General features: G+C 52.6%; 17 protein-coding genes. 15 read left to right on the plus strand and 2 right to left on the minus strand.

Annotated features, from left to right (window positions below; all coding sequences use genetic code 11):
- Positions 1-90: 90 nt before the first annotated feature.
- Complete coding sequence (locus tag ACMG4N_RS07495; RefSeq protein ID WP_414433204.1) at positions 91-813, minus strand: hypothetical protein; 723 nt, start codon at positions 811-813, stop codon at positions 91-93.
- A gap of 127 nt (positions 814-940) precedes the next feature.
- Here ACMG4N_RS07495 and ACMG4N_RS07500 point away from each other — a divergent pair, with 127 nt between their 5' ends.
- Positions 941-1,948, plus strand: a complete 1,008-nt coding sequence (locus ACMG4N_RS07500; RefSeq protein WP_414433205.1) for a helix-turn-helix transcriptional regulator — start codon at positions 941-943, stop codon at positions 1,946-1,948.
- A 284-nt stretch (positions 1,949-2,232) separates the two neighbouring features.
- Here the strand turns inward: ACMG4N_RS07500 and ACMG4N_RS07505 are convergent, their stop codons facing one another.
- Positions 2,233-2,583: a hypothetical protein gene (locus ACMG4N_RS07505; protein ID WP_414433206.1), complete on the minus strand. Its 351-nt coding sequence runs from the start codon at positions 2,581-2,583 to the stop codon at positions 2,233-2,235.
- 112 nt (positions 2,584-2,695) lie between these two features.
- On the opposite strand from ACMG4N_RS07505, the gene ACMG4N_RS07510 reads away from it, so the two are divergent.
- The 14 genes from ACMG4N_RS07510 to ACMG4N_RS07575 all read left to right on the plus strand — a co-directional run bounded on the left by ACMG4N_RS07510 (position 2,696) and on the right by ACMG4N_RS07575 (position 19,391).
- Positions 2,696-4,798, plus strand: coding sequence for an AAA family ATPase (locus ACMG4N_RS07510; RefSeq protein ID WP_414433207.1), 2,103 nt, complete (start codon positions 2,696-2,698; stop codon positions 4,796-4,798).
- A 54-nt stretch (positions 4,799-4,852) separates the two neighbouring features.
- Positions 4,853-5,611 carry a PP2C family protein-serine/threonine phosphatase gene (locus ACMG4N_RS07515; RefSeq protein WP_414433208.1) on the plus strand — a complete coding sequence of 253 codons (759 nt, stop codon included), beginning with the start codon at positions 4,853-4,855 and terminating at the stop codon, positions 5,609-5,611.
- 102 nt (positions 5,612-5,713) lie between these two features.
- Positions 5,714-6,130 (plus strand): hypothetical protein, encoded by a 417-nt coding sequence (locus ACMG4N_RS07520; RefSeq protein ID WP_414433209.1) that lies wholly within the window; start codon positions 5,714-5,716, stop codon positions 6,128-6,130.
- Between the two features lie 173 nt (positions 6,131-6,303).
- Positions 6,304-6,606, plus strand: a complete 303-nt coding sequence (locus ACMG4N_RS07525) for a hypothetical protein (protein ID WP_414433210.1) — start codon at positions 6,304-6,306, stop codon at positions 6,604-6,606.
- Between the two features lie 9 nt (positions 6,607-6,615).
- On the plus strand, positions 6,616-7,059 hold the full coding sequence (locus ACMG4N_RS07530; protein ID WP_414433211.1) for a hypothetical protein: 444 nt from the start codon (positions 6,616-6,618) through the stop codon (positions 7,057-7,059).
- A 272-nt stretch (positions 7,060-7,331) separates the two neighbouring features.
- The gene (locus tag ACMG4N_RS07535) at positions 7,332-7,982 is read left to right on the plus strand and encodes a hypothetical protein (RefSeq protein WP_414433212.1); all 651 of its coding nucleotides are present in this window, start codon (positions 7,332-7,334) and stop codon (positions 7,980-7,982) included.
- 110 nt (positions 7,983-8,092) lie between these two features.
- Complete coding sequence (locus tag ACMG4N_RS07540) at positions 8,093-9,778, plus strand: hypothetical protein (RefSeq protein WP_414433213.1); 1,686 nt, start codon at positions 8,093-8,095, stop codon at positions 9,776-9,778.
- Positions 9,765-11,246 (plus strand): hypothetical protein, encoded by a 1,482-nt coding sequence (locus ACMG4N_RS07545; protein ID WP_300348631.1) that lies wholly within the window; start codon positions 9,765-9,767, stop codon positions 11,244-11,246. The genes ACMG4N_RS07540 and ACMG4N_RS07545 overlap by 14 nt, the downstream gene beginning before the upstream one ends.
- Positions 11,247-11,289: 43 nt before the next feature.
- A complete protein-coding gene (locus ACMG4N_RS07550) occupies positions 11,290-11,424 on the plus strand; it encodes a hypothetical protein (RefSeq protein ID WP_300348628.1) in 135 nt (44 codons plus the stop codon).
- 53 nt (positions 11,425-11,477) lie between these two features.
- Positions 11,478-12,161: a hypothetical protein gene (locus ACMG4N_RS07555; protein ID WP_414433214.1), complete on the plus strand. Its 684-nt coding sequence runs from the start codon at positions 11,478-11,480 to the stop codon at positions 12,159-12,161.
- 38 nt (positions 12,162-12,199) lie between these two features.
- A complete protein-coding gene (locus ACMG4N_RS07560) occupies positions 12,200-13,324 on the plus strand; it encodes a metallophosphoesterase family protein (RefSeq protein WP_414433215.1) in 1,125 nt (374 codons plus the stop codon).
- The gene (locus tag ACMG4N_RS07565; protein WP_414433216.1) at positions 13,321-15,957 is read left to right on the plus strand and encodes an AAA family ATPase; all 2,637 of its coding nucleotides are present in this window, start codon (positions 13,321-13,323) and stop codon (positions 15,955-15,957) included. Before ACMG4N_RS07560 ends, ACMG4N_RS07565 begins: the two co-directional genes overlap by 4 nt.
- 69 nt (positions 15,958-16,026) lie before the next feature.
- Positions 16,027-16,206 (plus strand): methylation-associated defense system helix-turn-helix domain-containing protein MAD1, encoded by a 180-nt coding sequence (gene mads1, locus ACMG4N_RS07570; protein ID WP_414433217.1) that lies wholly within the window; start codon positions 16,027-16,029, stop codon positions 16,204-16,206.
- Between the two features lie 101 nt (positions 16,207-16,307).
- Positions 16,308-19,391, plus strand: coding sequence for a BPTD_3080 family restriction endonuclease (locus ACMG4N_RS07575; RefSeq protein WP_414433218.1), 3,084 nt, complete (start codon positions 16,308-16,310; stop codon positions 19,389-19,391).

Here is a 19,391-nt window from a genome sequence, read left to right on the forward strand (position 1 = left end):
CCTATAAAAATGTTGCGGCCCTCGGCTATCCCTTTAGCGGCTATCGATTGTTCATTGGAATCCCATCCGATTTGGACGGGATTTGCCCTTCTAATCCCGAGTGTTACTCTCAATCCGAACAAGAAGCAGTATCACCGTCGCAAACACAAATATGGCGAAGGCGCTTCCGGCAATGATCAAGGTGGCAATGGAGCCTGCCTTGGCCTGAGCTTGCCCCAGCTTTTCTTGCTCAATGCGCGCCAGTTCGCTTTGGTAGCGAGTAATGTACTCCCAGGTAAACCATTCCAGGTATTTATCCCAGTTAATGTGGGTGGTGTCGGCGTTCTCCAGCCCGGGGATGTTAGTAACGAGCAATGAAGAGTCTTCATCCTCAGCGGGATTGACTAGGTCAACCTCAAAGCTTTCGACCAGACTATCCAGAAAGCGCAGATAATCTTGATGGGACAGGTTGCCCGCCTGGGAACGCAGCCAGTTATCTAGACCTTCCTTGTTCGCGCTTCTCTGTCTGGTCAGGCGTGCATATTTATTGATCAGCACGGCCAGGTTATTGATGCGTTCCTGAATGGCGCTGCTCTCCTCCTCCCGGTTCTTTATGTCGATCTCACCGAGACCCACTGATTCGTCACTTTTAGCCACGGGATTAACGTGTTCTCGATAGCCCTCCATGCCGATCTCTGGCTGCTGTATATCTTCGTCTACACCCGTCAGCCACGCGCTACCGCTGGCAATAGTGGCGAAAACAGCCACGGCCAGTGCCAGTGCTGCGAGGATGTAGCTGGCAACCCCCACAATCCGAAAAAACTTGTTCCCCATGGTGAAAACTCCTGCTTATCGATTTGATGTCCGGGTTCCTGTCCGGTGTTTCAATTATCTTGATAGGGGCGTCAGTTTCTGTCGTAATAATCTGAAAAATTAGAATGACAACAGCATGGAGTTGGACATGGCAGGAAACGCCAGCATTAGTAATAAGACCTACCGTGTGATTGCCTTGCTGCAGGCCTTGCCAAGGTCGCCGCATAAGATCACCAGCAATGAGATCCACCAGCGGTTAACCAGTGAAGGGCATGACATTACACGTCGCTCCATTGAGCGCTATCTCAAGGAGTTGTCTGAATCCCAGGCTTTTGGGGCGCTGGTTCAGTGTGATGACAAAGCAATGCCTTATGGTTGGTCAGTTGCTCAGAAACAAAACCTGTCCATTCCGGGCATGGACGCACAGATGGCAGCGACTTGGGATTTGGTGGCGCGCTACCTGACGCCACTTATGGCCAAGGACGTGCTGGACAAGCTGGAGCCAGTATTCAACGAGGCAAGGAAATGGTTTGAGCGCCATCGCCCCATGGGAAAGCGCTACTGGTCGGACAAGGTGGCGTATGTCCCCCGAGGTTTTCATTTGGAGCCGGCCCGAGTGTCAGCAGGCATTGCGGATCAGGTCTATGACGCCCTGTACCGTAATCGGCAGATGAATATCTGGTACAAGGATAAGGATGAGCCTCATTTGGTGCATCCCTATGCCCTGGTGGACCGAGGCGCCGTGCGCTACCTGGTGGTGCGCTTCTGGAACTACAAGGATTACCGTCACCTTGCGCTGCACCGGTTACGCAAAGTACATGTTCTCGATAATGAGGTTGAAGGTGCCTCGACATTCGATCTGGATGCCTACCTACAGGAAGGGAATATGAATCTTCCCTATGGTGATAGCATCAATCTGGTGATGCGACTCTATGGACGGGCTGCCGATCACCTGTACGAAACCCCGGTCAATGAAACCCAGATTTTGAAGAAAATCGAGCCTAGTGTAACGGAGCTGCGTGTGCAGGTACAGAATACTGAAGAGCTGAAGTGGTGGATCCTAGGGTTGGGTGCCAATGTAGAAGTGCTGAAACCCGCCAAAATCAGAAAGGATATCTCTCAGGAGCTAAAAAGAGCAGCGAGTCATTACCCGTAGCGAATTTCCTTATAGGCTAAAAGGGTACTGCTTGATGGCTAGCAGCTGTTTCTCCAGGGTGTTGGCTCCGGAAGTTTTTCTATCTCATCGATTTCTTCGGGTCACCCACTGGCGTGATGGTCAAGGTTGTTTTGCAGAGCCTTGATAGATAAAAGAGTGCTATCCAATAGCTGATCCTGAAACGGGAAGATGGAAGGTCATTGATAGAGTAGATACCCGAGGAAAGACCGCATGTCTTCTCCTTGGTTTTCTTCAATATCCAGCTGAGCCTCGGCAACAACCACCTAGGGATTTCGCATTTCAATGGCAAGGAGGTAAAGCGGACTGCTTTGCTTGTGCTCTGGCATATCTTTCTCCTCATGCCTGATAGCAGCAATCTCATCCAGAGGCCTGAAGTCATGAGTAGTTAACCAGCCTGCAACGTCAATAAACCGTCCGCTATGGGTGAGTACGGTCTCTCTCAGGGCATCCATATCCATGCAGAACTCAAAGGGCGGATAGTCTGTTTGCCACGGCGGCGCATGGCCGGAATAACGCTGCTCCAGTGCGCAAGCAGCCATGATGGCGTTGTTACAGATACTGTCTGTCAGGCTCGTGCTCCGTTGAAGGGCCTGTATCGCTTTTTCCTTTTTCATGACTGTCCCGGTCCATATGCTTTCTTCCATTATTGTTTAGGCTGCGACAAAAACTGACGTGACTGGCGGTTATTATAGAGAGAGTGAAATTGTCAGAGTCAGGAGGAAGGGGATGGATGTCAAAATGGATAATGGTTCCGCAACGCAGGCTGGGGCCATGGAAAGCGCCTCGCTGATTCGTCACTGGGTTGCCCGGATCCTCTTGTATTCCTCGGCATGGAGTGTTGGCCGGTGTCGGCATGAGAAGCGATTTGAGAACGATGAGATTCTTGAGCTGCTCGGCTTTCTTCCCTCCCGTGAGGCCCGTTTGCGTCGTCCGCCTCAGGCTCTGGAAAGGGTAATTGGTGAGCAGCCGCTGGAAGCACTACTGGCGGATGAGGACCTCTATCAGAACGTGGTCAAGCTGGGGCAGCGACTGTCGTTGACGGAAGCGGAGCGTCGGCTACTGGTGTTTGCTTGTTACAAGGATTCGAGTGAACTGCTGAACAATGCTTGCTGCCTGGTGAAAGGCGGCTCCTTGCGGCAGTTAACCAGTCTCCTGGCGCGTATCGTTGACATCCCGGAGAAGGATGTCCAGGCCGCATTGAAACCGAGTGGTGTGCTAAGGACCACCCAGTTAATTAGAGTCAATATGGCGTCAGGATTTCGCGGCAAGGACCTTTCTTGCATGATCGAAATCGAGGACGAACTTCACGAAAGTCTGCACGTTCCGGATGCGTCCGACGCGCACCTGATTAGTTTGTTTTATCGGGAAGCGGACAAGGCCAATCTTGGTCTGCAGGACTATGCGGAGTTGAAAGATGAAGTCTCGATACTCTCCCGCCTTCTGACCCGCTCCGTACAGGAGGGAGTAAAGGGCATCAATGTGCTTTTCTATGGCCCACCGGGAACCGGGAAAAGCGAGCTGGCGAAAGTGATTGGTGAATCGCTGCAGATGAGTATGGCGTTTGTGCCGGAAGAAGATCGTGACGGTGACGCACTCTCCGTGAAAGGACGCATGGGGCGCTATAACGGCTGCCAGAGAGCCATCGCACACGACCGCCGCACCTTGGTGGTGTTTGATGAAGCCGAGGATTGTCTCTGCGACAGTCAGTTCAGTATCTTTATGCCATCCCGGCGCCAAACAGAAAAATCCAGCATGACACGTGTGCTGGAGAACAATCCTCGACCCACCATCTGGATTTCCAACCGGGTGGATATGGACCCGGCCTTCCTGCGCCGCTTCACCCATGTACTGCACATGGATAACCCGGGGCCGTCCCAGCGCGAACGGTTGGTCCGTGAGGCAATGGCCGGTGAGCATGTCTCTGAAGTTTTCCTGGAACAAGTAATCAAGCTGGAATCTCTGTCCCCCGCAGTGCTGCATAGCAGCATGTGCTTCTCCCGTCTGGCTGCCGACGGCAAGTGGGATACAGAAAGCCTGGTCACCCATAACCTCAATGCCCGTTTCGAGGCCATGGGGGTACCAGAGCGTTTAAAAGTGGAAAAGCACAAGGGGCTGCCCTGGCGAGGGGAGTGCCTGCGCGCAAGTGAAGACGTGGCCAGTCTCATCGATCAGATCAACCCGGAGGTGCCGGTTCGGTTTTGTCTGCATGGAGCACCGGGTACCGGCAAGACAGCCTGGGGTCGGGAGCTGGCCGAGCGTATCCAGCGCCCGCTGATGGTTCGCCAGGCATCAGATCTGCTGGGCATGTATGTGGGGCAAACGGAAAAGAAAATCGCCCATGCCTTCGAGCAGGCCGAGCGGGAAGGCGCTGTATTGTTAATCGATGAGGCTGACAGCTTCATCGGCAGCCGCCATAACGCGCAGCGTAGCTGGGAAGTTTCTCAGGTCAACCAGTTCCTGGCGTCCCTGGAGCAATTCAATGGCATCTTCGTCGCCACTAGCAACCTGCTGGAGCGGGTGGATGAGGCCGCCATGCGCCGCTTCGACTTTGTCGTGCGCTTTGATTGCCTGGATGCGGACGGCGTTCTGCTGTTGCTCAAGGATTTGGCGAATGCCTACGGCATCAAACTGCCAAGCCAAAAGGCTCAGCGGGAAATGCTGGAAGGCATGGACCTGCTCACACCGGGTGACTTCGCAGCCATCTATCGTCGCATCCGGGTGCTCAGGGAGCCGCCGGATGTGGGTTGCCTGGTCGATATGCTGCGCGACTGTCTGCGCTATAAAAAACAGCCTTCGCAACCCATTGGGTTCATGGCGTCGCTGCATTAAGTTCAGTGACGTTGTCGCCATGCATTCCCATGATTCCACTGTGATGGAGAGCCCATGTTAGATATCGCCTACACCCAGCACAGCGGCGGCGCCTCACGTCAGCAGCAAGACGCCATCTGGACCGGGCAGTCCATCCTGCAAACCCGTAATGTCCAGGTTCGCAGTCACACTGGCGAAGCGCCCGTGTTACTGGCCGTGGCCGACGGCGTGGCGGCCAGTACCCGGCCCGCACGGGCCAGCCGGTTTGTCGTTGAGGCCTTGTCACGCTTTGGAAGCCACGAACGCCTGACCGGTAAGCAGGTTCGCAAAATACAGGATCAGTTGGCAGACAAATATGCTGGCGGTGACACCCATGGCTCGTCAACAACCCTGGTGGCCGCCAGAGTCACGGAGAACCGCTGCGAGATCGTCAACGTGGGCGATAGCCGCGCCTATCTCTTCAGCCCTGAGGGTGAATGCCGTCAGCTAAGCGAGGATCACACCATCCTCAATGCGCTGATTGCCAGCGGAGAAGTCATTCCCGAAGAAGGCGTCGAATACGCCCAGATGTATCAGGGGCTGGCGCATTGTCTGACGGCCGATGCCGAAGAGTACAGCTTTGCGCTGCATTTTCAGGAGGCAGAATTCGATAAAGGCGCCGGCCTGCTGCTCTGCAGCGATGGCCTGCATGATGCCATCGGCGATGGGAAGATCCGCGAGTTGCATCAAGCAGGCCTGTCAGCAGCGGATCAGGTCGACCGGTGGCGGCAAGCGGTGATTGAGGTGGGGGTGCCGGACAACCTGTCGATCCTGTTTGTCCGGCAATGCCACTGAATCAACTTGCCCTTATAAGCTGGTTAATGGCGTCAAGGCCGTTCCGGGCCGAAGTGGTCCGGTCTGTCCCGCGCAAGGAGGGGAGGGTAATGGGGATGGGGCATGTTAGGTCGCGAGGGTTTGCCGCGCTGGGTCGTCAGGTTTTCTGACATTGAGCGGTATGAGCAGATGAGCAATGTGGCGTTGTGCTGGTGGATGTACGGCAACAATATTCACCCGGTGCCTGCACACTACAAGTACGACTGGTGGATATTCTGGGAGGGTGCTCCCGTGGATGGAGAAACGTTGATCTTTAACGAGCAGTACCGGATGAACACTGCTGAAGCTTCGGTGCTTTACGTTCGTCTCATGAGTACGAAAACCACTTTCTTTATGTACAACAGAAAGAGGCCACGGCAGGACTCCGCAAACCCCTTTGATCCCAGGGCAGAAAAGTGGAGGGGCGTGGATTGGGCGCCATCACTGGCCAATGATCCGGACCCCGTGGTTACTGAGGGAGCATGGGCGGGACACAGATAGCTCCTGACTCATACAAACGTGAGCGAAAAAGCGACACATGCCGAAAGGCGACATGTTCATGTAGTCAGTATCGACATGACGATATTGGATAAATACGCTGTCTGCATTGTTAAAGGAAATCGTAAGGCCATCCAAGACGCGCTGCCGGCCTTAACCAACAAGGATGATGCTACATGGTGAACTGTTCCTGCTGCGGAAATCGCGAAGGCCTGAGTCTGGTGACCATCCCCTATCAGGAAGCTGCGAGTGCAGGGCGAATATTGGTGTACTGCCGTACCTGTCAGCTGAGCATGGCTGGGCAACTTGGCGAAACCATCCCGCTGGGAAAAGTCAGCCCGGGGGTATTTCTTGACCTGTACCGTACCGGTAAAACCACATCTGACCCTTTCACTGCATGCGAGCTGGTCTTTGGCAGTGTTAAACCAGACCTGGTGCGCGAAGCGCAGACGTTGATGAACCACATCGGCCGGCAGTGAGGAGAGAGTATGAAAGATCTAAACGCCTATCTCCCCCTGGTTGTTCTGTGGGCAAAGAAACATCACGACCTGATTCAGGAGCAGGGCTCCGAGCTCAATGAAGAGGGCATGGAACTGGCCAGAAGCGTCGGTGTGGCAGAGCCTGAGCGTATCCGCGTCATGCTGGTGGACAACATTCCCTTCCAGGAAGATCCGGTAGTCTTCAGCTTGGCGAAAAGCGTCGGCATGCTAAGTGGCCAGGTCATGGGGCTCACCCTTGGCCATGCCCTCTACATCGTCAAAGGCTATGAATCCACCCGGCTCTACAGCCATGAATTCCGCCACATCCACCAATACGAAATGCTCGGTTCCATCGGCGCCTTCATGGAAGTGTATCTCGAACAGGTGATGAAGTTTGGCTACCACCAGGCTCCCCTGGAACAGGATGCTCGCCAGTTTGAGGCTGAATGCTGACTTGTAGGAGCGGCGGTTATTCGCTGGGCTCACCCCTTCGGGGCCGTCTTCGACGTTCCTGCGCTTCGCTTGGTTAGCCGCGAAGCACCCGTAGGAGCCTGCCTGCAGGCGATCCTGCAACCGGACGTACTTGCTCATGAAAAAGTACCAAAAGGCACTAGACCCCTCGGCAGAATGTGATAGTGTTCACAACAAAAATGAACAAGCTTCACAGTGTGCCAGGATGGCCGAATTGACATCAAAATGATGTCATTCAGGGGAAAGGAAGAAACATGGGGATAAACTACAGCACACTCAAAGCTCGGCAACGCCAAGAGCGGGACAGCTATCCCGATAACTTGAGCCTGCGTGTCCACCGTGCCCTCAGCTGGCTCCACCGTGCCGAACAGGAAAACGACCCGGACAGCCGTTTCATCTTCCTGTGGATCGCCTTCAACGCCGCCTACGCCACCGACATCGACGACCGCGAAGGTCTTGGCGAACAGCGCACCTTTAATGCCTTCCTGGAAAAGCTCCAGTCACTGGACAGCAACCACCGCCTGAACAAGCTGGTGTGGAACGCTTACCCTAACGCCATCCGCGTACTGCTGGATAACCGCTACGTGTTTTCCTGCTTCTGGGATCACCAGAAAGGCCAGAAAACCGAAGACCAGTGGAGGCAAAGCTTTGAATCCGCGAAAAAAGCCGCCAACCACGCCCTGGCCCAGCAGGACACCCCGCGCCTGCTGGCCATCGTCCTCAGCCGCATCTACACCCTGCGCAACCAGCTGGTCCACGGCGGCGCCACTTGGAACAGCAGCGTCAACCGCGACCAGATCCGCGACTGTGTGAATATCATGGGCGAACTGGTAACGGCGGTAATAGAGATCATGATGGATAGCCCGAATACCCTTTGGGGGGAAGCGAGTTATCCGGTGGTGTAGGGAAGAATGAATGTCCCAGTCTATTTTGGGTTTCTGCTTAAGGGTGGCGCCCCAAAGGTGAAAGGCAGATTTTAAAAAAACAAAGCGAATTGAAAAGGAGAAAGGAACCCATGGGGAATGTGAACGCATATTTGAGAGAAAACCTGCCTGAATTGTCTGAGGCACGGATTTATGTGGCTCCGAATATAGAAGAAAAAAAGCTTAACAATGCTATTAGAGCATTTGAGTATGAAGGTGAGCCTAATAATGTTGTAGGTATTATCGATAATACGCTTATGGGAAGCGGTAAGGAGGGTGTTTTCTTTACCGGGGAGAAGATAGTTTACAAGGCGGCTTTCTCGGATCCTGTTCACATTAAATACAGTGATATTAATAAAGTGGATCTGATAAATGTCGAGAAGGAGGAGGGGCGCAAACAAAAGTTTCAGATCTCTATTTCCCATAAAGGCGATGCACTATATATAGGAAACCTTATTAGTTGTGACTATGTAAAGTTAAAGGCGGTGTTGTCACATCTTGTTGAAACTTTCGATGTTTACGAAGAAGAAAAGCAAATGGTGCCCATGAGTGAAATGGGCGAAAATGTGAAGGTTTCGTACCTCAAGATTATTGTCAACATGGCCTTTGATGATGATGGCATGGTCGATGAGGTTGAGTTCGCAGAGATTTTATTGTTGATAACCAGGCTTGAGCTGTCCGAAAAAAGCAGATTCGAGCTTAGATCCTACATGGCATCAATAGATAATATTTCACCTTTGGATAGTCTTTTTAAAGAAATGGATGAGGGGTTGCCATCTGGGCAGGTGCATTCTGTGCATATTTCGTTGGCGAAGGATTTGCTTAATCTTCATTTTTGTACTGGAGGGAAAGGGATTAGTGATTTTGCTTTTCTGGAGAAAGTTAGGGGGCTAATCAAGGTCTCGGATGAAGAGCTGGAGTTGGCATCAATGGCGATCGAGAATGATCGAAAGATGCTTAGTGAAAATGTTACTGATGACGAACTTGCCGCAGCCATGAAAGCCCTGTCTGCTAAAGCGGCGGCGGTGGGTGTGCCGTTGGCGGCGGTGTATCTTTCAGGCTCAGTGGTCGGCATGTCGGCGGCAGGCTTGACGTCAGGGCTTGCAACGCTGGGTTTGGGCGGTGTTCTGGGGCTTTCTAGTATGGCTACTGGTATAGGGGTGGCAGTGCTTATCGGAGTTGGAGCATATGCGGGGATCAGAAAACTCACAGGCGCAGATGAAATATCGAAGTCTAAACGAAGAGAAATGATGCTAACGGAAGTCGTTAAGCAAACCCAGAAAACCATTTCAATGCTGGTGGAGGATGCAAATTTCATTACCAGAAAACTGAATGAATTGCTGGCGCAACACGGTGTGCAAGACAGAAAGATTAAGCATTTGGTCGGTCTTATGTCACAGCTGACTAGTGCGGGGGCTGTTCTGTCAGAAAAATCAAACAGCGCCCAAGGGGGGATAGAGAAAATACATTGTGCAAAAATTATTGATGTTGATAAGTTGCGTTCTTTGACTGGCGAGCCGTCAAAAAAGTATTTGTATGATTATATTCTTGGTTTTTATGAAGAGAGGATGTTTGTTAAGGAGGTTGAGGGTGAGAAGAAGGAGTTTCGAAAGCTGGTAATTAAGAGCGATATCGAGAGAAAGGATTTGGAAAACCTTTCAAAAGCCTTTGAGGCAATAGGATATTTTCATGCCGGTAAGATTCTAAAAGGAGCCGCAACGTCGGCGGCCGGGAAGATGAAAAAATTTGGAAAGGGGCTGTTTGGTGAGCAAGCATGACCCTCATATTGGTAAGGCAAAGGCGCTAAAGGCACAAAAGCACCAGGTTGAGAAAGCCTCGCGGCATTTTTCAGTGGTCGGAGAAGAGGTTGCTAATCTTTCAGCGAATATGGAAGGTAATGAATCCCTGCTTGATGACCTTATTGCTGATGCTGAAAATATGCTGGCTAGGCCTGATATTGTTGTGAATAATTTCGATTCGGAAATTTCTGAGCAAGTTTTCTTTGGTTGTCAGTTGGAAAATGATGTTGCTATCAGTGCTATTCCTGAGATTGAAGCTATCGATTTAGGTGATTCTGATTCGTGGGAGTTGTATTTAGATAAAGTGGAGGCTTATGCCCTTGTTAATGGGGTGGATATTTCTAACCCATACAAGGGGTTGATGAGTCAATCCCAGGAGTTGGAGCTAGAGAGAAGAATCAAAGAAGAGTTTTCTTATAAGTCTCCATCCTGCGATAAATATGATTATATGATCGCAGGAACGGCAGGTTTGCTGGCTGGCATTGTTGATGTGCTTTTTGTTGGTGTTCCTGGAAAGGGGGGGCTGACATCTTTTACTGACGATATGGCAAATAAATCTGTTGAGAGGTTTGCAAAAATTAATGGGTGGAAGGGGCCAAGAGAAGGTAAAGACTCTGTAGCTAGTGCTATAGGTTTTCTGGAAAGAAAATATAAGGTTAATTATGATCATCGGCACGGTGGCGATGTCGATGGCCTATTCAAAATGAGCACCAAGAATCACCATATCAAAAATCTTGCGCACTCCCCGGATCTTGTGGGCTTGTTTTTCTCGCTTTTGGATCAATTCACCAGCACTGCACATTTTGTCGATGAGGGGAGGTTGATTTCTATCGACACTGACACCTTTGAGCTTAAAGGTGGAAACTTTTTGGCAAAAGTGTTTTCTGGTTTTGTTAATTGGCTTGGACATTTATTTTCAGATTTGGCGGGGTCTTCAGGTGCAATAGAGAGAGGATCTGGAATACCCATCCCCTTTTTCTCATTGCTTCAATTTATGGATTTTGGTGAGTTTGGTCAGCACAAGCAAACCTTTGCCAAAGTGTCCGTTCAGGTTTTTGAGCAGGGTTATGATTTTAGGCATGGGATGGCTTTATCAATACCGGTGCTTATCGCAGAGCTAATTACCCGAATTGGTTGGGTGGCAAAAAGAAAGTTCTACCATGAGGAACCATGGTCTAACTGCCTTCCCTCAGCCTCCAATCCTGAGCTGAGGCGAATGCTTTTGGTGGCCCATGGATCTCTATGTCTTGTGGATGCTACTGATGCAACGCTGAAATCGGGAGGGGATATAATTCAGTTCATGCTGAGAAGTAATATCATCGCTTGGGCTAGGTTTGGCACACTAGCTTTAAAGGAATTGCGGTGTTGGTATCAGCAGGGCAGTTTGGATCCCGATGCAGTAGATGAATATATTGATGCAGAACTTGAGCGCATGTTGGCGGCATAAACGAGCTGTTGAGTAATCAATGTGCCTAGGATGTACTGGATTCATGGAATTCGGCGGCGCCACCTGTAACAGCAGCGTCAACCGCGACCAGATACGCGACAGTGTGAATATCATGGGCGAACTGGTGTCAGTGGTGATCGAAATTATGATGGATAGCCCGAATACCCTTTGGGGCTAGGCGAGTTATCCGGTCATTCCATCAAACAACTAAAACAACAAAGCGAGGCCAGGATGACGACGAGTATCCCCAAGGAAAACCTGTCTTTTCAGACCGGGACAATGGCAACCATTGAGGTGGACCAGGATAGTCTGGACCACGGCTACTACCGGTATTTGAAGCAGGCGGCAGAGGCGTTGCTTGCAACAGGCTACTCAGGTGTGCTCACCGTATATTCGTACTGTACAGAAAGTGTCAATTTCCATGAGCCCACCTGGTCGGCCTTTATTGGCGTGAAAGGCAATGACAAGCTGCTTGAGCTGTTGCTGGAAGAATTGAACAAAGTGCCGGGATCCAGAGCAAAGTTCTCTGACTCCATTCGGTCGGATATGACCCAGCCTGAAATGCATATTGAAGATGGTAACCTATGGATTCCCGATGAATTGAACACCTGGATCAGCATCGGTGAGGTGCCAGATAAAGATTTGGATGACGTCGACATCCTGCTTGAAGATGAGCTGTTTGGAGATGGCCGTGATCAGGAAGTCCAGGTAGATAAACGCGACGACACTGGCGTGTCATCAACGACAGTCGGTCGCGTAAGGGCTGCTCGCTCCAATGCTCGCGTAGATACCATCCGGTCAACTATTGAAGAGTTGTTCGGGTTGCCTGAAGGCTCCGTTGCATTGTGTGGCCCAGATGGCAGACCGCTTCGCGGTGATGCCAAAATCGCGACACTTAGAGATCGCTGGGCATAATCATCGGCTGCTAAGCAGAATTTACAACAGGAACCACAATGCCTCGATTTCTTCACACCGCTGACTGGCAGATAGGCCGCCAGTACGCCAGCTTTGCACCGGATGATGCGGTGGCGTTGGCCGAGGCTCGTATTTCCGTCATTGAACGCATCGCGGGTTTGGCGACCGAAGAAACTGTCGATGCCGTCCTGGTGGCGGGGGATGTATTTGATGCCCAGACGGTTTCAGATCGCACCATTCGCCGGCTGTTCAATGCCATGGCCGCTTATTCTGGCCCCTGGATTCTTATTTCCGGCAACCACGATGCGGCTCTGGCCGAAAGCGTCTGGACGCGTGCGCAGCGGCTGGAGGCGGTTCCCGCCAATGCCCACTTGGCCCTCACGGCTGAGGTGATGGAATTCGGTGACGCTGGCTTTGCCATTTTGCCGGCGCCTCTGACTCAGCGGCATACCATGTCTGATCTGACGGAGTGGTTTGATCATGCCGAGACGACAGACGGCTTGTTGCGTATCGGCTTGGCGCACGGGAGTGTGCAAGGCATTTTGGCGGAAGACGAGAATGCCACCAATCCGATTTCCCCGGAGCGTTATCAATCAGCAAAGTTGGATTTTCTTGCTTTAGGTGACTGGCACGGTACCAAACAGATCAATTCTCGCACCTGGTATAGCGGCACTCCAGAGCAAGATCGCTTTAAAGGGAATGACCCCGGCAATGTATTGCTGGTCCAGATCCCTGAGGTTGGCGCAGAGCCTCAGGTAGAAATTCGGTCGATCGGTCAGCATCCCTGGATCCAGATGAAAGAGCGACTGGCAGTCTCATCCGATCTGGAGCAGTTGATAGCCAGGATTGAGGGGCAGCCTGAACAGGCTGTGGTCGAACTCCGTTTGGAGGGCGAAATCAGCCTGCTGGGCAAACAGCAGCTGGAGCGCGCCCTGTCAGTAGCGGAAGCCCGTTTCCGCAGCCTGGGTTATGACCTTTCAGGCCTGAGCTTACAGCCCACGGAAGACGATATCGCCGCCCTTCATGCCGATGGCTATGTGGGAGACGTGATTGCCGAACTCCGTGACCAGCAGGAGGGTGAGGGCGGTGAAGTGGCCAGAGATGCCATGGCCATCCTCGCCTCCATGTTGCTGGAGAAACAGGCCCAGGGAGGTGATGCATGAAGCTGCTACGCCTCAAGGTCGAACAGCTCCGCCAGTTCCGTAAACCCGTGGAAATTAAGGGCCTTGAGCCCGGTATCAACCTGTTTACCGGCCCCAATGAATCCGGCAAAAGCACCCTGGTGCGTGCCATTCGTGCTGCCTTCTTCGAGCGCCATAAATCCTCCAGCGTGGAGGATCTGCAGCCCTGGGGTGACTCGGCAGCCGTGCCCACCGTGGAGCTGGACTTCGAATGGGAGGAGCAGTCTTGGAAACTGGTGAAGAGCTTCCTCAAAAAGAAGCGCTGTGACCTGACCGTAGATGGTGCGCCCTATAGTGGCGATGACGCCGAAGAAAAGCTTTCCAGTCTGCTGGGCTATGAATTCGCAGCGAAAGGGGCAAGCAAGCAGCAGCACTGGGGAATCCCTGGTCTGCTGTGGGTTGAGCAAGGCGCCGGCCAGGAAATCCAGGCCCCGGTAGAGCATGCCGGCCAGCACCTGAAAGCCGCCCTTGGCGGTAACCTGGGCGAAGTCACCAGCAGCACGGGCGATGAGCTGATCAACCAGGTGACAGCAGAGAGAGCCAAGCTGCTGACCACAACCGGCAAAGCCACGGGCAACTATGCCAAAGCCATTGCCGACGCGGACACGTTGCAGGAGCAGTTTGACGCACTGCAGGATCGCATCCAGCAATACCGCCAGCAGGTAGATCGGCTGGGCCAGCTGAGAGAAGAGCAGTCCCAGGCCGAAACAGAGCGCCTTTGGGAGAGCTACCGTCAGCAAGCCAAAGAAGCAGAAGCCCGATTGAATGAGGTCGCTTCCTGGCAGAAAGAGCAGGATCGGGACCAGCAGGCGTTTAAAGACTGCCAAACCAGTATCCAGGCCACCCTCGATTTGCTGGCCGGGTTCCAGAGCCAGCAGCAGGATCTGGAGCGGCGGCAGCAAGAGAAGGAAGTCGCAGAGCAACAGCAAGCGAACCTTGAGGAACGCAAGCCCGCCAGTGAAGCGGCTCTCGAAGAGGCAAAGCGGGCCCACGAGGCCGCTCGCAAGGCCTTAAAGCTGGCCCAGCAGCACCAGCAACGGGCGGATCTGGTCCGCGAGCTGGAAGGCATTGAGGGCGAACTGGTTAATGACAAGAGCAAACTCGAAAGGACAAAAGCGCTGCATGCTTCGCTTTTGGAAAACCGTCAAAAGCAGCAATCCAGTCAGATTGACCCGCAAACCATTCAGCGTCTAAAGGAAGTCGTCGCTGAACTGGACCGTCTGGCCATTCAGCAGGATGCCGTGGCAACCCGGCTGGAATTCGACCTGACCGATGACCACAGCGTCACTCTGGACGGGAAGAGCCAGGCAGGGAAGAGCGAGCATTTGCTGATCGAGCCCGGTGAAGTGGCCATTAAAGGGATTGGCACCCTGCGCGTGCTGCCGGGCGGTGAGGATGTGGCCGAGATCGCCAGAGCCAAGCAGAGCCTGACGGATGAGCAGGAGAGTCTGCTGTCTCGCTTGCAAGTTGCCTCCCTCGCTGAGGCCGAAGAGCGACTCAAGCAGCTGCAGACACTGGAACAAGCTATCCAGCAAGATGAATCTCTTCTCAAGGAGCTGGCGCCGGAAGGGCTGGAATCACTCTCTGATCGGCTGCAGCTGAAGCAGGCGCGTAAAGATGCGCTCGTCCCTCAAATTCAGGCCTTGCCTGAACAAGACGAGAGTAGCCTGTCACCCTCCCGGGCCGAGGCTCAGCTGGAATCAGCCAAAGAGGTGCTTGAGGAGGCAGAAGAAGCCCATCAAACACTGAAGAGTGACCTGCTGCTGGCGGAGCAGGCCCAAAATCGTGCCCGGCAAGAATGGGATCGACTCAGCAATGACCTGCAGGTCGCAGATCGCAAACAGCGCGAAAAGCAGGCGGGCGAACAGCTGACGGAACTGCGAACGAAAGAGCGCCACCTGAGCGACCAGATTGAAAAGCGGGAAGCGCAGATCAATGAGGCCAACCCGGAAGCGCTTGAGCAGGACGTGAGGCGTCTCACTCAAAGTGCAGATGCTGCAGAAAAGCAGGAAGATGAACGTCAGCGAGAGCTAATTCAGATTCAGGCTCGCCTTGAATCCGCCGGCGCAGAAGGCATGGAAGAGCAAAGCGCAGAATTGGAAACCGTCCTGGACCGGGCTGCCCGCCGCAAACGCGAGCTGGAACGCCGCGCCAATGCCCTGGACCTGCTGCTTGCCAGCCTGACTGCGCACCGCCTGGAGCTGACGCGCCAACTCCAGGCGCCCCTGCAAAAACACCTGAATCACTACTTGCGCCTCCTGTTCCCGGAAGCCTCCCTCAATGTGGATGAAAACCTCATCCCGGAAGTCTTGGTCCGCCAGGGCCACGGTGGGGAAGAGCGTGGGCAGTTTAATGAGTTGAGTTTCGGCGCAAGGGAACAAATGGCCCTGATCAGCCGGCTGGCCTATGCCGATCTCCTGCAGGAAGCCAACAAGCCAACCCTGATCATCCTGGATGATGCCCTGGTCCACAGCGATGCCGAGCGCCTCAAGGCCATGAAGCGCGTGCTCTACGACGCCGCCCAGCGCCATCAAATCCTGCTGTTTACCTGTCACCCGGATAACTGGCGGGATCTGGGGGTGGTGGCGAGGGATGTTGAGGGACTTCGGTTGTGATGCCCATTGGGGTACACGATTCCCCAATTTTCCCCTATTCTCACCTCTTCAGTATGGAGAAGTGAAAGCATGGCCGATGAAATATGGACCTTGAAGGAGGTTGCCAGCTACCTGAAGGTGGCAGAGAAAACGGCTTATCGGTTGGCAGCAGAGGGTAAGTTGCCTGGTTTCAAAGTTGGAGGGAGCTGGCGGTTCAGGCAGGAAGATATTGTCCACTGGATCGAGGCGCAGAAGGTCGATAGGCAATAGTAGACGCGACACAACGCGTTTCTCGTTGTAAGACAACATTGGGTCTCTGGAGCACCCGGAGTCTGAAGCCAGGACAAGCAGAATACAGGACAGATAACAAAATGACGGACGCTTTCTTTGAGAAGCCAATTCTCAACTCTCCCTATGATTATCCCGGACGACACTGGGAGCTGGATAAATCTGGTCAGCCAACCCAGCAAATAATCGAAAAGCGCCGTAGGGCGGAATTTATTACCCCTATTCCAAAGCCCAAAAAACGTAAGGGGTCGGGCGAGCAGGCTGCCATGGCTTTTGACGAAGGCCTGGGCCTGTCATCAGAAGAGCAGCAATACGATCACACGGCAGTGATTAACGCTGTCCGTGTAGAAGTCGATAAGTGGCGGCGTATCCCTAACCCCGCCGATTGGCGGGTAACTCCTGAAACCGCTCGCCTTCTCCAGCACTGGAGGCATCATGATTTTTCCGGTATTCGGCCTTTCTTTTGTCAGGTCGAAGCTGTCGAAACGGCTATCTGGCTAACGGAAGTCGCTCCCCAAATAGGCAAAGCTGGCCAGAGGTTTCTTGAGCATTTGGAAAACGCCAACAGGGAGGCCAATCCCGAATTGATGCGTTTGGCGCTTAAACTTGCTACAGGGGCTGGTAAAACCACAGTAATGGCCATGCTTATCGCCTGGCAAACAGTAAATGCTGTACGTAAACCTAATAGTAAAAAGTTTACTCGTGGCTTTCTGTTGGTGGCGCCAGGTATCACTATTCGAGATCGTCTACGAGTACTACTTCCCAACGATCCAGAGAGTTACTACAAAAGCCGTGAGCTTGTGCCCACTGACATGATGGAGGATTTGGGAAAAGCCAAGATAGTGATTACCAACTACCATGCCTTTAAGTTACGCGAGCGCATGGAACTTTCCAAAGGTGGCCGTCTGTTGCTGCAGGGAAGAGGTGGGGAAGAGCTCGATACTTTGGAAACCGAAGGGCAGATGCTGCAGCGGGTGATGCCGGAGTTGATGGGGCTGAAAAACATCCTCGTAATCAATGACGAAGCCCACCACTGCTATCGAGAGAAGCCCGACAGCAACGATGAGGATCCATTAAAGGGAGACGAAAAAAAAGAAGCTGAAAAGAACAAAGAAGCAGCGCGTTTATGGATAAGTGGTATTGAGGCAATTAACCGTAAACTGGGTGTTAGCCGGGTTTTTGATCTTTCTGCAACACCGTTTTTTCTTAGCGGATCTGGTTATGTCGAGGGGACGTTGTTTCCCTGGACTATGAGCGATTTCTCGCTGATGGACGCCATCGAATGTGGCATCGTCAAGCTCCCTCGTGTTCCTGTGGCCGAGAATATCCCCGGCAATGAAATGCCAATGTTTCGGAATCTTTGGGAGCACATTGGTAAAAAAATGCCCAAGAAAGGGCGAGGTAAAGGGGCTCTGCTCGATCCACTCAGTATCCCTGTCGAGCTGCAAACCGCTCTGCAGGCCCTCTACGGCCACTACGAAAAAACGTATGAACTTTGGAAGCAGGCTGGTATCAAGGTTCCTCCTTGCTTCATCGTGGTTTGTAACAATACCGCTACGTCAAAGCTGGTATACGATTACATTTCAGGGTTTATCCGTGAAAATGAAGATGGCTCATCTAATGTTGTAAATGGTCGCTTGGAGTTATTCCGTAACTATGATGAGCATGACACCCCTCTCGCTCGACCTAATACACTGCTGATCGATAGTGAGCAGCTTGAGTCAGGCGATGCCCTGGACAAAAACTTTCGAAATCTGGCCAGCGATGAAATTGAACGCTTCAAGCGTGAAGCCCTAGAACGCGGTGGCGATCTGGCCAATCAGATTCGTTCTGGCAAGGACATTGATGATGCGACCTTGCTGCGCGAGGTGATGAATACCGTAGGCAAGCAAGGGCAATTGGGTGAATCCGTCCGTTGTGTGGTCTCGGTTTCAATGCTTACTGAAGGGTGGGACGCGAATACCGTCACGCACGTGCTAGGGGTGCGTGCTTTTGGCACCCAGTTGTTGTGTGAGCAAGTGATCGGCCGTGCACTGCGGCGCCAGTCCTACGACCTAAACGAAGAGGGTTTCTTTGGTGTGGAGTATGCCGATGTGCTCGGCATTCCATTCGATTTCACTGCTAAGCCAGTGATTGCTCCTCCACAGCCGCCACGAGAAACCATACAGGTGAAAGCAGTATTGCCGGAACGCGAGGACTTGGAAATCCAGTTTCCTCGTGTAGCGGGTTATCGGGTTGAGCTGCCAGAAGATCGCTTGATGGCTCAGTTTAATAATGACTCGGTATTTGAGCTCACTCCGGCGATTGTTGGCCCATCAATTACAAAGAACTCTGGAATTATTGGTGAAGCGGTGGATTTAAGCCTGGAGCATATCCGCGACATGCGCCCATCTACCTTGCTGTTTCATCTGACTCAGCGGCTTCTTTACACCAAATGGCGTGATCCTGGGGAGGAGCCCAAGCTGCACCTTTTCGGGCAACTTAAGCGAATAACCAAGCAGTGGCTGGATTCTTGCCTTGTGTGTAAGGGGGATACCTACCCAGGTTTGCTCATGTACCAGGCATTAGCTGATGTAGCCTGCGACCGTATTACTGCTGCCATTACTCGAGCAGAGCAAGGTAAGCGGCCAATCAAGGCCGTGCTGGACCCCTACAATCCCACAGGCACTACCGCCAATGTTAACTTCACAACCTCAAAGACGGAGCGTTATGAAACCGACGGCCGTCGTTGCCAGCTCAATTGGGTGATTCTCGATAGTGATTGGGAAGCTGAATTTTGTCGTGTGGCGGAAGCTCACCCGAAAGTCATGTCTTATGTGAAAAACCATAACTTAGGGCTAGAGGTGCCTTATCGCTACGCCTCGGAAAACCGAAAATATAGGCCAGATTTCATCGTTCAGGTCGATGATGGGGGTGGTGTGAAAGACCCTTTGAATTTGGTTGTCGAGATTAAGGGCTATCGTGGTGAAGATGCCAAAGAGAAAAAGTCTACGATGGATGCCTATTGGGTTCCTGGTGTTAACAACCTTGATGTCTATGGCCGCTGGGATTTTTCTGAATTCACAGACGTTTTCCAGATGCAGGATGACTTCGCTGACAAGGTTGAAGCTGAATTTAATAAGATGATCACTGCCGCTTCGGCAGCATCAAGTGAGCAGGACAAATAA

Origin of the sequence: Alcanivorax sp. IL2, from assembly GCF_047495475.1 — a bacterium.
Lineage (GTDB): Bacteria > Pseudomonadota > Gammaproteobacteria > Pseudomonadales > Alcanivoracaceae > Alcanivorax.